The organism is Bradyrhizobium sp. AT1, assembly GCF_001590795.1.
Taxonomy (GTDB): domain Bacteria; phylum Pseudomonadota; class Alphaproteobacteria; order Rhizobiales; family Xanthobacteraceae; genus Bradyrhizobium.
The window spans coordinates 6,113,186-6,125,776 of record NZ_JXDL01000001.1 but is presented as its reverse complement, the minus strand read 5'-3'; the positions used below and the strand labels follow the sequence as shown (position 1 = coordinate 6,125,776).

Below are 12,591 nucleotides of genomic sequence, written 5' to 3'. Positions count from 1 at the left end.
GGCAGCCGCGGCGCCGCCGCGCGCCAGGAATGGGAGACGCGCCTTGGCGAGCTCGGCAGCCGCAAGCGCGCCGAGTTCGAGCGCCGCCTGCGCCATGAGCGTCCCGCTTCGCTGGCCAAGGCCGTGCGCGCCTACAAGAAGGAATTGCTGGAAAAGCCGATGAATGCGGCAACCCGCAAATCCTCGGAAGCGGTGATCGAAGTGATTGCCGCCGCGATGCCGATGGAATTCCTCGCCGGCTCGGCCGACCTCACCGGCTCCAACAACAACAAGGCGAAATCGGCGACCGCATTCTCGGCCAAGACGCCGAAGGGCCGCTTCATCCACTACGGCATTCGCGAGCACGGCATGGCCGCCGCGATGAACGGCATCTTCCTGCACGGCGGCTTCGCACCGAACGGCGCGACCTTCCTGGTGTTCACCGACTATGCACGTCCGGCGATGCGGCTTGCCGCGCTGATGGGTGCCGGCGTCGTTTACGTCATGACCCACGATTCGATCGGCCTCGGCGAAGACGGCCCGACCCATCAGCCGGTCGAACATCTCGCCGCGCTGCGCGCCATTCCGAACATGCGCGTGTTCCGCCCCTGCGATTCCGTCGAGGTCGCCGAGTGCTGGGAGCTCGCGCTCAACCGCGTGGACGGACCGACGGTGCTGGCACTGACGCGCCAGAACCTGCCGCAGCTCCGTACCACCGCACCGAACGACAATCCGTGCGCCGCCGGTGCCTATGAACTGGTCGCTGCCCAAGGCGAAGCCAAGGCGACGCTGTTCGCCTCCGGCTCCGAGGTCGAGATCGCGGTCGCCGCCCAGAAGCAGCTCGCCGAACGCGGCATCGCGTCACGGGTGGTCTCCGTTCCCTCGCTCGAGCTGTTGTTAGCGCAACCAGAGGCGAAACGTGCCGCAATCATCGGCAACGCGCCGGTGAAGGTGGCGATCGAGGCCGCCGTGCGCTGGGGCTGGGACGCCGTGATCGGCCAGGACGGCGAATTCATCGGCATGCATTCGTTCGGCGAAAGCGGCCCTGCCAAGGAGCTTTACAAGCATTTCGGTATTACCGCCGAGGCCGCGGTTAACGCTGTGCTGAAGCGCGTTTCCTGAGAGTTGAGCTTGCCGCAAAAAAGGACTACGTAATCTCTCATATGATCAAGCACCGCCCGGCTGAACCGGGCGTCCGCCCCTAAAAAACCCTCGCAGGCGCGTATGGCGCGTTGTGCGGGATGACAACGGTCATTGAAGGAGACGAAACATGGCAGTCCGCGTTGGAATTAACGGTTTTGGCCGCATCGGCCGCAACATCCTGCGGGCTATCGCCGAGTCCGGCCGCAAGGACATCGAGGTCGTCGGCATCAACGACCTCGGCCCGGTCGAGACCAACGCCCATCTGCTCCGTTTCGACAGCGTCCATGGCCGCTTCCCCGGCACCGTCACCGTCGACGGCGATACGATCAACCTCGGCGGCGGCAAGATCAAGGTGACCGCCGAGCGCGATCCCTCGAAGCTGCCCTGGAAGGATCTCGGCGTCGACATCGCGATGGAATGCACCGGCATCTTCACCTCGAAGGACAAGGCCTCCGCGCACCTGACCGCCGGCGCCAAGCGCGTGCTGGTCTCCGCGCCCGCCGACGGCGCCGATGCCACCATCGTCTACGGCGTCAACCACGAAACGCTGACCAAGGAGCACCTGGTCATCTCCAACGGCTCCTGCACCACCAACTGTCTGGCGCCGGTCGCCAAGGTCCTGAACGATCTCGTCGGCATCGAGACCGGCTTCATGACCACGATCCACGCCTATACCGGCGACCAGCCGACGCTCGACACCATGCACAAGGATCTCTATCGCGGCCGCGCGGCTGCGATGTCGATGATCCCGACCTCGACCGGTGCGGCCAAGGCGATCGGTCTCGTGCTGCCCGAGTTGAAGGGCAAGCTCGACGGCGTCGCGATCCGCGTGCCGACCCCGAACGTCTCGGTGGTCGACCTCAAGATCGTCGCCAAGCGCGCCACCGATGCCAAGGAAATCAACGCGGCGATGAAGCGCGCCAGCGAGCAGCAGCTCAAGGGCATCCTCGGCTACACCAATGCGCCGAACGTCTCGATCGATTTCAACCACGACCCGCACTCCTCGACCTTCCACGAGGACCAGACCAAGGTGCAGAACGGCACGCTGGTGCGCGTGATGTCCTGGTACGACAACGAGTGGGGCTTCTCGAACCGCATGGCGGACACCGCCGCCGCGATCGCGAAGGTGATCTGAACGTAGGTCTCGTGTCCCGGACGCGGTGCAGCGTCTAAGCGCTGCTCCGCAGAACCGGGACCCATTCAACCGCGGGACTCGCTGTGATGTGGGTCCCGGTTCTGCAGCGCATCGCTTCGCGCTGCGCAGCGCCCGGGACGAGAGAGATGACCAACAAATTCCGCACCCTCGACGACGTCGAATTGAAGGGCAAGCGCGTCCTGCTGCGCGTCGACCTCAACGTGCCCATGGACAATGGCCGCGTCAGCGACACCACGCGGCTCGAGCGCGTCGCACCGACCATCACCGAAATCTCGGACAAGGGCGGCAAGGTCATCCTGCTCGCGCATTTCGGCCGGCCGAAGGGACGCGACGCCAAGGACTCGCTCAAGCCCGTCGCCGAAGCGCTGGCCAAGGTGGTGAAGAAGCCGGTCGCCTTCGCGGACGATTGCATCGGCGAGCCCGCGGCCAAGGCGGTGGCGGCGCTGAAGGACGGCGACATCCTCTGCCTGGAAAACACCCGCTTCCACAAGGAAGAGGAAAAGAACGATCCCGCCTTCGTCGCGGAGCTCGCGAAGCTCGGCGACATCTGGGTCAATGACGCGTTCTCGGCCGCGCACCGCGCCCACGCCACGACCGAAGGCCTTGGCCACAAGCTGCCGGCCTATGCCGGCCGCACCATGCAGGCCGAGCTGGATGCGCTGGAGAAGGCGCTGGGCTCGCCGGCCAAGCCGGTCATCGCCATCATCGGCGGCGCCAAGGTCTCGACCAAGATCGACCTGCTGGAAAATCTCGTCAGCAAGGTCGACGCGCTGGTGATCGGCGGCGGCATGGCCAACACCTTCCTGCACGCCCAGGGCGTCGCCGTCGGCAAGTCGCTGGCCGAGAAGGATCTGGCCGCCACCGCGCTGCGCATCATGGAGAAGGCAGAAGCCGCCAACTGCGCCATCATCCTCCCGGTCGACGCCACCGTCGCCTATCACTTCGCCGCCAACGCGCCCTCGCATGCCTATGGGCTCGATGCGATCCCCGCCGACGGCATGATCCTCGACGTCGGTCCGCAGTCGATCGCCCGCGTCCACGCCGCGATCGACGACGCGGCGACGCTGGTCTGGAACGGCCCCCTGGGCGCGTTCGAGATGCAGCCGTTCGACCGTGGCACCGTCGCGGCCGCCAAGCACGCCGCCGAGCGCACCAAGGCCAAGAAGCTGACCTCGATCGCGGGCGGCGGCGACACTGTCGCGGCGCTCAACCAGGCCGGCGTCGCCGGCAGCTTCACCTATGTCTCGACCGCCGGTGGCGCGTTCCTGGAATGGATGGAAGGCAAGCCCCTGCCCGGCGTCGAGGTGCTGCGCGTCAAGTAAGCTTCAATCGGCAAACATTGAGCGGCCTTGCAAGGCCCAAACGGGAGAAAAAGACAGATGGCTCGGATCACGTTACGTCAACTGCTCGACCACGCGGCGGAGAACGATTACGGCGTACCGGCCTTCAACATCAACAACATGGAGCAGGCGCTGGCGATCATGGACGCGGCCAACCAGGTCGACGCGCCCGTCATCATCCAGGCCTCGCGCGGTGCGCGCTCCTACGCCAACGACATCATGCTCAAGCACATGATGGACGCGGTCACCGAAATCTATCCGCACATCCCGGTCTGCGTGCATCTCGACCACGGCAACGAAGCCGCGACCTGCATGACGGCGATCCAGGCCGGCTTCACCTCGGTGATGATGGACGGCTCGCTGAAGGCCGACGGCAAGACCCCCGGCGACTGGAATTACAATGTCGGCGTCACCAAGACCGTGACCGACATGGCCCATCTCGGTGGCATCTCGGTGGAAGGTGAGCTCGGCGTGCTCGGCTCGCTCGAGACCGGCATGGGCGACAAGGAAGACGGCCACGGCGCCGAGGGCAAGCTCAGCCACGACCAGCTCCTGACCAATCCGGACGAAGCCGTGAAGTTCGTGCAGGAGACCAAGGTCGACGCGCTCGCGATCGCGATGGGGACGTCGCACGGCGCCTACAAGTTCACCCGCAAGCCCGACGGCGACATCCTCGCCATGAACGTGATCGAGGAGATCCATCGCAAGCTCCCGAACATGCATCTGGTGATGCATGGTTCGTCCTCGGTGCCGCAGGACCTGCAGGAGATCATCAACGCCAATGGCGGCAAGATGAAGCCGACCTGGGGCGTGCCGGTGGCCGAGATCCAGCGCGGCATCAAGAACGGCGTGCGCAAGATCAACATCGACACCGACAACCGCATGGCCATGACCGGCCAGATCCGGAAAGTTCTGAAGGACAACCCGGAAGAGTTCGATCCGCGCAAATATCTGAAGCCGGCGATGGAAGCCATGACCAAGCTGTGCAAGCAGCGGCTGCAGGAGTTCAACACCGCGGGCCAGGCCTCCAAGATCAAGCGCGTCCTGACCACCGCCGAGATGGCGAAGCGCTACGCCAAGGGCGAGCTGGACCCGAAGGTGGCGTAGGCGACGTAAGGGCAGGCACCGTCATTCCGGGGCGCGCGCAGCGCGAGCCCGGAATCCATGGTGCCACCGTCGACGCGGATCAATGGATTCCGGGCTCGCGCCAAGGGGCGCGCCCCGGAATGACCGGCCTCCCCCTTTACCCTGCGACCAACGTTAACTCGGCAATTGCCCGAGAACGGTCTATTTTCACGGGCAAGGGCAGAATCGTTTTGGGAGGACCTCTCGATGAATCTGACTGAGCTCAACAGGATAGCGACCGCGATGGTCGCGCCGGGCAAGGGCATCCTTGCCGCCGACGAATCCTCCGGCACCATCAAGAAGCGTTTCGACGCGATCGGCGTGGACTCGACCGAAGCGAACCGCCGCGATTATCGCGAGATGCTGTTCCGCTCCAAGGAGGCCATCAGCCAGTATATTTCCGGCGTGATCCTCTATGACGAGACGATCTGGCAGGACGCGAAAGACGGCACGCCGCTGGTGAAGCTGATCGAGCAGAGCGGCGCCATTCCCGGCATCAAGGTCGACGAAGGCACGCAGGCCCTGCCGATGTGCCCGGGCGAGCTGGTCACCGTCGGGCTCGACAAGCTCGCCGAGCGCTTGAAGAAATACTACGAGCGCGGCGCGCGCTTCGCCAAATGGCGCGCCGTGATCCACATCGGCAGCGGTATTCCCTCGATGACCGCGATCAGCGTCAATGCCCACGCGCTGGCCCGCTATGCCGCGCTGTGCCAGGCCGCGCAGATCGTGCCGATCGTCGAGCCCGAGGTGCTGATGGACGGCGACCACGACATCGATCGCTGCTATGAGGTGACGCAACGCGTGCTCAACAAGACCTTTCAGGAATTGCGCGTGCAGCGCGTCGCGCTCGAAGGCATGGTGCTCAAGCCCAACATGGCGATCTCAGGCAAGAAATGCGCGAAGCAGGCCTCCGTCGAGGAGGTCGCGGAGAAGACGATCCGGCTGCTCAAGGCCTGCGTGCCTGCGGCGGTGCCCGGCATCGCATTCCTCTCCGGCGGCCAGTCCGACGAAGAGGCAACCGCGCATCTCAACGCGATGCACAAGCTCGGGCAGCTGCCCTGGGGCCTGACCTTCTCCTACGGCCGCGCGCTGCAGGCAGCCCCACAGAAGGCCTGGTCCGGGAGGCCCGAGAACGTCGCGGCCGGCCAAGCCGCCTTCAGCCATCGCGCGCGCATGAACGGCCTTGCCGCCAAGGGTGAGTGGCAGAGTAGCCTGGAACAGAAGGCAGCCTAGATCTTGTCGAACAAACCGCCTCCGCCGCGCCCCGCGCCGCGTCTTTATCTTGCGACGCCTGTCGTCGATGATCCCGCTGCGCTTCTTGCCGAGCTGCCGGGCCTGCTCGCCGCCGCCGATGTCGCCGCCGTGCTGCTGCGGCTGAAGGAGACCGACCAGCGCACCATGATCACGCGCATCAAGAGCTTCGCACCGCCAGTGCAGAAGGCCGGCGCCGCGCTGCTGGTCGAGGGCCATGCCGAGCTGGTCGCGCGCGGCGGCGCCGACGGCGCGCACCTGCCCGGCATCGCGGCGCTGAAAGAGGCGCTGCCATCGCTCAAGCCCGATCGCATCGCCGGTGTCGGCGGGCTGACGACGCGGCACCATTCCATGGATGCGGGCGAGCTGGGCGCGGATTATTTGCTGTTCGGCGAGCCCGATGCGAAAGGCCAGCGCCCCTCGGCGCAAGCGATCGCGGAGAGGCTCGACTGGTGGGCCGAGCTGTTCGAGCCGCCCTGCGTGGGCTTTGCGATGTCGCTGGAAGAAGCCCACGACTTCGCGCTCAGCGGCGCCGATTTCGTGCTGGTCGGCGACTTCGTCTGGTCCGATCCGCGCGGCCCCAAGGCCGCGCTGATCGAGGTCGACGCCGCGATCAAGAAGGCGCACGCGACGGCGATAGCCAGCCCAGATCCTGCGGGCAGCGAGCACGGCTAGCGCCCGACATGAAACTCCCCTGCATCACCATGCTGGCGACGCTGCTGCTCACGGTACCGGCGGCCGCGCAGCTCCAGATCACCCCGCCGGCAACAATCCCCAGTCCGCCCGCGGAGAAGCAGAAGCCCAAGCCGCCCCCGCCCGCCAAGAAGAGGGAGGCCGCGCCGGCCCCAAAGCCTTCGGCCTCGCCCAAGCCCGCACCGTCCTCCAAGCCGACGCCAACCCCGACCGTGATCCCGGCGCCGCCGACCGACAATTCCAACGCCGACCTGGTCTTCGGCGCCTATCAGCGCGGCCAGTACAAGACCGCGTTCGACCTCGCCACCGCCCGCGCGCAAGCCGGCGACCCCAAGGCGATGACCATGCTCGGCGAGCTCTATTCCAACGCTATGGGCATCCGGCGCGACTACGTCAAGGCGGCCGACTGGTACAAGCGCGCCGCGGACGCCGGCGACCGCGAGGCGATGTTCGCGCTCGCCATGCTGCGCATTTCGGGCCGCGGCGGCACGGTCGACAAGGGCGAGGCGGTCCGGCTGATGGCCTCCGCCGCCAAGCTCGGCGAGCCCAAGGCGGCCTATAACCTTGCTTTGCTCTACCTTGACGGCCAGACCCTGCCGCAGGACGTCAAGCGCTCCGCCGAGCTGCTGCGCCAGGCCGCCGATGCCGGCCTGCCCGAGGCGCAATACGCGCTCGCGACCTTCTACAAGGAAGGCACGGGCGTGCCGAAAGACCCGGAGCGCGCGGTGCGGCTGTTGCAGGCCGCCTCGCTCGCCGACAATGTCGATGCCGAGGTCGAATATGCCATCGCCATGTTCAACGGCACCGGTACGCCGAAGAACCAACCGGCCGCCGTGGCCCTGCTCCGCAAGGCCTCCCGCCAGGGCAGCGCGATCGCGCAGAACCGGCTGGCCTGGGTGCTGATCAACGGCGTCGGCGTCCCCATGGATAAGGTCGAGGGCTTCAAATGGCACCTGGTGGCCAAAACCGCCGGCAAAGGCGACCCGGAGCTCGACAAGCAATTGTCCGACCTGCCGGCCGAGGAGCGGGCCAAGGCGGAGGCCGCCGCCAAAAAATGGCTCGGGAGCAAATGACTTGACCTTGCGGGCCCCGCAGGGCACCCCATCCCTCAAACAGGCGCGATTTTGCGCTCTTTTCCCCTGATCAAGACCGAAACCTCATGCTGTACTCCGCCACTATCAACGTCATGGTCAAGGCCGCGCGCCGGGCCGGCCGCAGCCTCAAGCGCGATCTCGGCGAGATCGAGCATCTCCAGGTCTCGCTGAAGGGACCGGCGAATTTCGTTTCGCTCGCCGACAAGCGCGCCGAGGAGATCGTCTACCAGGACCTCACCAAGGCCCGCCCCGGCTACGGCTTCATCGGCGAGGAAGGCGGCACCCGCGAGGGCTCCGACAAGAGCCACACCTGGATCGTCGACCCGCTCGACGGCACCACCAACTTCCTGCACGGCATCCCGCAATTCGCGATCTCGATCGGCCTCGTGCGCGAGGGCACGATCATTGCGGGCGTGATCTACAATCCCGCCAATGACGAGCTCTACATCGCCGAGCGCGGCAAGGGCGCCTTCCTCAACGACCAGCGCCTGCGCGTCGCCGGGCGCCGCCAGCTCAACGAATGCGTGGTGGCCTGCGGCCTGCCCCATATCGGCCGCGGCGACCACGAGGAATTCCGCCGCGAGATGACCGCGATCCAGGACCGCGTCGCAGGCCTGCGCCGCTTCGGCGCCGCCTCGCTCGACCTCGCCTTCGTCGCCGCCGGCCGCCTCGACGGCTATTGGGAGCGCGACCTGCAGTCCTGGGACATCGCTGCCGGTATGCTGATGGTGCGCGAGGCCGGCGGAACGGTCAGCGACATCGCGACGCCGGGAGATGCGCTGGTGACGGGCAACGTCGTGTGCGGGAATGAGTATGTGCACGGGGAGCTGGTGAAGATTTTGCGGAAGCCGGCATAGCCGCACGACTGCTCGATCTCATCAGCTAAGACTCGTCATCGTCGGCTTCCTCGTCCCGGTACTCACCCCCGAGGGTCAGGCCCTCGATCGTGGTGGCGCCTTTCGACTTGATGACGCGGCGGAGCGGGACGGAGCTCTCGCTCCGCAGGGCCTCCATCAGCTGTTCCGAATGGGTGACGATCCAGATGTCGGCGCGGCTCGATGCCTTGGCGATCAGCCGGGCCAATGGGGCCAGCAGCGACGGATGCAGGCTGGTCTCGGGTTCGTTCAGCGCGATGAACGGCGGAAGCCGATAGCCCATGAACACCGCGAGCAGGCAAATGTATTTCAGTGTCCCGTCGGATAATTCGTGAGCCCTGAACGGCCGCGGCATATCCTCCAGCTGCAGATCGAATTCGCACTCGCCGCCCTGTTCCCATGCGCGGAGCTCGGCGCCCGGGAACGCGTCCTGGATCGCATCCTGCAGATCCGTGGCATCTCCTCTGATGGTGTAGAGCGTCGCCAGGGCCGCAGCGAGATCGCTTCCGTCGGCACTGAGCGAGGGCGTCGTGATCGCAAGACAGGGCTTTCGAACCGGCGACGCCGGATCGGTACGAAAGTCGTGATAGAAGCGCCAGCCCAGCATCGCGTTTCTGAGCAGGTCGATCTCGGGGCATTCCTTGCCGTCGAAAAAGCCCGCAAGCGCCGGCTCGGACGGCAGCACCGCATCCCTGTGGCTGCTCCATGCGCCGCTCTCGCTGCGGACGCTGACGAGCGAATTCTTCCGCTCCATCAGCAGAACCGTTCGTTTGCCCTGCGTCGTCTCGATGCTTTCGGACTTGATCATCGGCTCACCGGAAAACGCCGCCTCGAGCGGGGCCGGATATCCGACTTCTATAGAGTATTTGAGACGGTCGAACTTGACCGACAACCGCAACCTTCCATCCTCGCCGCGTTTGCGGACGCCGGACCAGCAGACCGAATTCAACCCGCCTTCGTCGGCGATCGTCCGCGTGATCCGCCCGGCTGCCGCGTCGCGCAACAGCGACAAGGACTTGTAGAGGTTGGACTTGCCGACACCGTTCTCGCCTACAAAGACGGACAGGGGATGGATCGGGATGGAGAGTCGCCGGATGGAACGATAGTTTGAGATCGTAATGTCGGTCGGACGCATCGCATGCTTTCAATCGGCAGGTCTGGTGCGTTCGCAGGTCCAGCGCGAACGCACATCCCATCAATCCAGGGATGCAGTCTCGGTCGACGCTCGCGCGAAAGCAAGCCGGACGCCCGTCGACATCAAGCGACGGCGCATCCAACCCTGGCGGTCAGGACCGATCCGGCGTTCAGTGGCCGGTTCTTGCCGGCGCCGGCGGACCGTACGCCTCGCCGTCCCTCGCCGCCTTCGGCTCCCTGTCCCCCGCCAGCACGCGCTGCACCGAGACGAAGAACACCGGCACCATCAGCAGCGCCAGGATCACCACGGCGATCATGCCGCCCATCACGACTGAGCCGAGCGCCTGCTGGCTGGCGCCGCCGGCGCCGTGGGCGATGGCCATCGGGAGCACGCCGCAGATGAAGGCAAGGCCGGTCATCAGGATCGGGCGGAAGCGCAGGCGGCAGGCTTCGATGGTGGCTTCCACCAGGGGCTTACCCTCTTTCCGCAGATCTTTCGCGAATTCGATGATCAGGATCGCGTCCTTGGCGGCGAGGCCGATGATGGTGATCAGGCCGACGGTGAAATAGACGTCGTTGGGCAGGCTTCGCAGCATCGCCGCGGTCACCGCGCCGACGATGCCGAGCGGCACGGTGAGCAGCACCGCGAGCGGAATGGTCCAGCTCTCGTAGAGCGCGGCCAGACACAGGAACACCACGAACACCGACAGCGCGAGCAGGAACGGCGCCTGCGAGCCCGACAGCTTTTCCTGCAGCGACTGCCCGGTCCATTCATAGCCGAAGCCGCGCGGCAGTTTTCCCGCAAGCCGCTCCATCTCGGCGATCGCATCGCCCGAGGTGAAGCCGGGCCTGGCTTCGCCGGAGATGCGCACCGCCGGATAATAGTTGAAGCCGGCGATCTGCGTCGGCCCGCGCGCCCATTCCACCGTCGCGAAAGACGAGAACGGCACGAGCTGGCCGCGGCTGTTCTTGACGTTGTAGTTGAGGATGTCCTCGGTCCGCATGCGGTCGCGGGCGTCGGCCTGCACCACGACGCGCTGCATGCGGCCGCGGTTCGGGAAGTCGTTGATGTAGTTCGAGCCGAGATTGGTCGAGATCGTGTTGTTGATGTCCTCGAAGGTGACGCCGAAGGCGCCGGCCTTCTCGCGGTCGATCACGAGATTGACGACGCCCGCCTCGGGCAGGCCCTCGACATAGACCTTCTGCAGCACCGGGCTCGCATTGGCCTCCGCGATCAATTGATCGGCGGCACGCATCAATTGCTGATAGCCCTTCTGGCCGCGGTCCTGCAGGCGGAACGAGAAGCCCGAGGAGTTGCCGAGATTGTCGATCGGCGGCGGCTGCAGCGCCGAGATCTTTGCGTCGCGGACCGACGCGCCCAGATCGCGGTTGATGTCGTTGACGATCGCCGCAGCGGAATCCTTCGGCCCGCGCTCCGACCAGTCCTTCAGCGTGATGAAGGCCTGCGCGGTGTTCATGCCCTGGCCGGAAAAGCTGAAGCCCGTGAGGAACGTGACGTTGTCGACGCCGGGCCGCTGGGCCAGATATTTCTCGACCTTCTCGATCACCGCCTCGGTGCGGGCATAGGACGAATCCGACGGCGTCTGCACGTCGGTGGTGACGAAGCCCTGGTCGTCGACGGGGAGGAAGCCGCCCGGCAGGTTGACGAAGGCCCAGGACAGACCGGCCAGCAGCGCGACATAGACCAGCATCAGGCGGCCGGTGCGGTTCAGCGAGAAGCCGACGGTGCGCGAATAGCGTTCCTTGACGCCTTCGAGCATGCGGTTGAACCAGCCGAACACGCCCTTCTTGGCGTGACCATGACCGGCCGCGACGGGCTTGAGGAGCGTCGCGCACAGCGCCGGCGTCAGCGACAGAGCCAGGAAGGCGGAGAAGCCGATCGCGGCGACCATGGTCACCGAGAACTGGCGATAGATGATGCCGACCGAGCCCGGGAAAAACGCCATCGGCACGAACACCGCCATCAGCACCAGCGTGATGCCGATGATGGCGCTCGAGATCTGCGACATCGCCTTGCGCGTCGCCTCCTTCGGCGGCAGGCCTTCCTCGCTCATGATGCGCTCGACGTTCTCGACCACGACGATGGCGTCGTCGACGAGGATGCCGACCGCGAGCACCATGCCGAACATCGAGAGCATGTTGATGGAATAGCCGGCGAGCAGCAGCGTGGTGCAGGCGCCCAGCAGCGCCACGGGCACCACGATGGTCGGAATGATGGTGTAGCGGATGTTCTGCAGGAACAGGAACATCACCACGAACACCAGCACCACGGCTTCGACCAGCGTCATCAGCACCTTCTTGATCGAAGCCTCGACCACGGGCGTGATGTTGTAGGGGATCTCGTAGGAGATGTTGGCCGGGAAGAAGCGGGACAGCTCCTTCATCTTCTCTTCGACCGCGCTCGCGGTCGCCAGCGCGTTGCCGGTCGGCGACATCAGGACGGAGAGGCCCGCGGTCGGCTTGCCGTCGAGCCGCGTGTTGAACTGGTAGCTGAGACCACCGACCTCAACGCGCGCGACGTCGCGCAGGCGCACGGTCGAGCCGTCGGCATTGGCGCGCAGGATGATGGCGCCGAACTCGTCCGGCGAGGAGAGCTGGCCCTTGACCAGCACCAGGGTGGAGGTGCGCTGGCTCGACGTCGACGGCTCGGCACCGATGCTGCCCGAGGCGACCTGCGCGTTCTGCGCGGCAATGGCCTTGTTGACGTCGTCGGCGGTGAGCCCATAGCCGACCAGCTTGGCCGGATCGACCCAGACGCGAAGTGAGCGCTCGGTGGAGTA

At 65.9% G+C, this 12,591-nt stretch carries 10 protein-coding genes; 8 read left to right on the top strand and 2 right to left on the bottom strand.

The window, feature by feature from the left end; genetic code table 11:
- The 8 genes from SE92_RS37245 to SE92_RS28340 form a co-directional block, all read left to right on the top strand.
- Positions 1-1,101: transketolase-like TK C-terminal-containing protein (locus SE92_RS37245; protein WP_283806797.1), on the top strand; the 1,101-nt coding region annotated here is incomplete at its 5' end.
- Between the two features lie 148 nt (positions 1,102-1,249).
- Positions 1,250-2,257 (top strand): type I glyceraldehyde-3-phosphate dehydrogenase, encoded by a 1,008-nt coding sequence (gene gap / locus SE92_RS28370; protein ID WP_018318705.1) that lies wholly within the window; start codon positions 1,250-1,252, stop codon positions 2,255-2,257.
- A 146-nt stretch (positions 2,258-2,403) separates the two neighbouring features.
- Positions 2,404-3,600: a phosphoglycerate kinase gene (locus SE92_RS28365; protein WP_063200938.1), complete on the top strand. Its 1,197-nt coding sequence runs from the start codon at positions 2,404-2,406 to the stop codon at positions 3,598-3,600.
- A 57-nt stretch (positions 3,601-3,657) separates the two neighbouring features.
- Positions 3,658-4,725: a class II fructose-bisphosphate aldolase gene (gene fba / locus SE92_RS28360; RefSeq protein WP_063200935.1), complete on the top strand. Its 1,068-nt coding sequence runs from the start codon at positions 3,658-3,660 to the stop codon at positions 4,723-4,725.
- 225 nt (positions 4,726-4,950) lie between these two features.
- A complete protein-coding gene (locus SE92_RS28355) occupies positions 4,951-5,976 on the top strand; it encodes a class I fructose-bisphosphate aldolase (RefSeq protein ID WP_063200932.1) in 1,026 nt (341 codons plus the stop codon).
- A 3-nt stretch (positions 5,977-5,979) separates the two neighbouring features.
- Complete coding sequence (locus tag SE92_RS28350) at positions 5,980-6,669, top strand: thiamine phosphate synthase (protein WP_063200929.1); 690 nt, start codon at positions 5,980-5,982, stop codon at positions 6,667-6,669.
- An 8-nt stretch (positions 6,670-6,677) separates the two neighbouring features.
- Entirely contained in the window at positions 6,678-7,760 is a 1,083-nt protein-coding gene (locus SE92_RS28345) for a tetratricopeptide repeat protein (protein WP_063200928.1), read from the top strand.
- An 86-nt stretch (positions 7,761-7,846) separates the two neighbouring features.
- A complete protein-coding gene (locus SE92_RS28340; protein WP_063200926.1) occupies positions 7,847-8,638 on the top strand; it encodes an inositol monophosphatase family protein in 792 nt (263 codons plus the stop codon).
- A gap of 25 nt (positions 8,639-8,663) precedes the next feature.
- On the opposite strand, the gene SE92_RS28335 is transcribed toward SE92_RS28340, so the two are convergent.
- Both SE92_RS28335 and SE92_RS28330 read right to left on the bottom strand, forming a co-directional pair.
- Entirely contained in the window at positions 8,664-9,791 is a 1,128-nt protein-coding gene (locus tag SE92_RS28335) for an AAA family ATPase (RefSeq protein WP_063200924.1), read from the bottom strand.
- 169 nt (positions 9,792-9,960) lie between these two features.
- The coding region (locus SE92_RS28330; protein WP_063200922.1) for an efflux RND transporter permease subunit at positions 9,961-12,591 on the bottom strand (2,631 nt) is incomplete at its 5' end.